The 2,462-nt window shown below is 48.0% G+C and carries 2 protein-coding genes; both read left to right on the plus strand.

Features of this window, described 5'->3' with window-relative positions:
* Window positions 1-107 precede the first annotated feature (107 nt).
* Complete coding sequence (locus tag WAM07_RS03690; protein WP_422164872.1) at window positions 108-1,022, plus strand: diacylglycerol kinase; 915 nt, start codon at window positions 108-110, stop codon at window positions 1,020-1,022.
* Between the two features lie 110 nt (window positions 1,023-1,132).
* A partial coding sequence (gene rlmD, locus WAM07_RS03695; RefSeq protein WP_422164873.1) for a 23S rRNA (uracil(1939)-C(5))-methyltransferase RlmD occupies window positions 1,133-2,462 on the plus strand: 1,330 nt, incomplete at its 3' end.

Below are 2,462 nucleotides of genomic sequence, written 5' to 3' on the forward strand. Positions count from 1 at the left end.
TTCGTATGGATGAGGAAAACCCATCATATACTATAAAAAGTGTTTTCAAATTCAGGAAAAAGAGCTATGATGTTCTATGGAACAAGCCTGGATGAGGGGGTCATACCATGAAACGTGCTCGAATAATTTATAACCCGACCTCTGGGAGAGAACTCATTCGTAAAGTCCTCCCTGATATTCTGCAGCGGTTTGAACAAACCGGCTACGAAACATCGACACATGCAACCACCCGTGCCGGAGATGCGATCGAAGCTGCAAAATACGCTGTAGATCGGGAGTTTGATGTAGTCGTAGCTGCCGGTGGGGATGGAACCATTAATGAAGTGATTAATGGTATTGCCGAACAGGACCACAAACCGAAGCTCGGCATCATTCCAGTCGGGACAACTAACGATTTTGCACGTGCGTTAAATATACCAAGAAATATTCATAAGGCCGTCGATATCATTTTGGAAGAGCATACTCAGCCGCTGGATATCGGCCGCGTGAACGGTCATTACTTTATGAACATTGCCGGGGGAGGAAAGATCACCGAGATTTCCTATGAAGTTCCTAGCAAGCTGAAAACCATGATCGGACAGCTGGCCTATTATCTTAAAGGAATTGAAATGCTGCCTTCGATCCGTCCGACACGCGTCGAAATAGAGTATGACGGCAAATGGTATGAAGGAGAGATCATGTTATTTCTCGTTTCCAATACCAACTCCGTCGGCGGTCTGGAGAAACTGGCTCCATCGGCCCGCATGGATGATGGATTATTCGACTTAATGATTATTGAAAAAATGAACATTGCCGAATTCGTCCGTCTCGCCACACTTGCGATTCAAGGCAACCATTTGAATCATCCGAAGTTCATTCACACCACCGCAAGCCGCGTGAAGGTGAAGACGGATGAGAAAATGCAGTTGAACATTGATGGTGAGTTCGGCGGCATGATGCCGGGAGAATTTGTGAATCTATACCGCCACCTGGATTTCTTCTTACCGAAGGATAAATTTCCAGGCGAATTAGAAGAATCGTGAAGCGCTGCTGTCCTATCCGGGGCAGCGGCGTTTTCTAATGGTTTCATGAAACACTAGAATTTGTGATAAACTACGAACACAGAGTCTAAGTAGAAAAGGACGGATGAATGATGGCAAAACCAAAGCCGCCCGTACAGAAGAACCAGACCATAAACCTGACGTTTGAGGATTTAACCCATGAAGGCAATGGGGTAGGGAAAGTGGATGGCTATCCGCTCTTCGTACCGTATGGTCTTCCCGGGGAAGAAGCCGAAGTAAAAGTCGTCAAAGTGAAAAAGAACTTTGGCTTCGGTAAGCTCTTGAAGGTAAAAGAAGAAAGCGAAGACCGTGTCGAGCCGCCATGTGATGTGTATTACCAGTGCGGCGGCTGCCAGCTGCAGCACATGAGCTATAGCATGCAGCTTGAGATGAAGCACAATCAGGTGAAAAACGCGATGAAGAAAATCGGACACCTCGAACACGTTCCTGTCCACGAAACGATCGGAATGGCCGACCCGTGGCGCTACCGTAATAAAATTCAAATTCCCGTCGGACAAAAAGAAGACGGAAAGCTCAAGACCGGCTTTTACCAGAAGCGCAGCCACAACATTATTGATATGGATACGTGTATTATCCAGGATGAGCTGAACGACCGCATGGTGGAAACCGTAAGGCACATCGCCACGGAACTCAGCATCTCAGCTTATGATGAAGACACCCATCGCGGCACGCTGCGTCATATTATGGTCCGCACCGGGCAGACAACGAAAGATATTATGATTGTGCTCGTAACCAAAACGAAGAACCTGCCTGAACAGGACAAGCTGATTGATGAAATCCGTGACGCTTTTCCAAGTGTGAAGTCCATTGTTCATAACGTGAATAATCAGAAGACCAATGTGATTCTCGGCAAAGAAACCAAAGTCATCTGGGGCGACGAATACATCTACGATATGATCGGCGATATTAAATTCATGATCTCACCAAAATCGTTCTATCAGGTCAACCCGACCCAGACGAAGAATCTATATGACAAAGCGCTCGAATACGCTGACCTTCGCGGCGGCGAAACCGTCATTGACGCCTACTGCGGCATTGGCACGATCTCCCTTTTCCTCGCCCAGCAAGCGAAAAAAGTGTACGGCGTCGAAGTCGTTCCCGAAGCCGTTACCGATGCGAAGAAAAACGCCCGTCTGAATAAAATGGACAACGCTGAATTTTATGTCGGACAAGCCGAAGAGCTGATGCCATGGTGGCGCAACCAAGGGCTCCGCCCGGACGTGATCGTGGTCGATCCACCACGTAAGGGCTGCGATGAAGAGCTACTTAAAGCCATGCTTGATATGGAACCGGAGCGTATCGTCTATGTATCGTGTAACCCTTCGACGCTCGCACGGGATTTGCGTGTTCTTGAGGATGGGGGATATGCGACACAGGAGGTTCAGCCGGTGGATATGTTCC

The organism is Halobacillus sp. (assembly GCF_049282395.1).
GTDB lineage: Bacteria > Bacillota > Bacilli > Bacillales > Halobacillaceae > Halobacillus.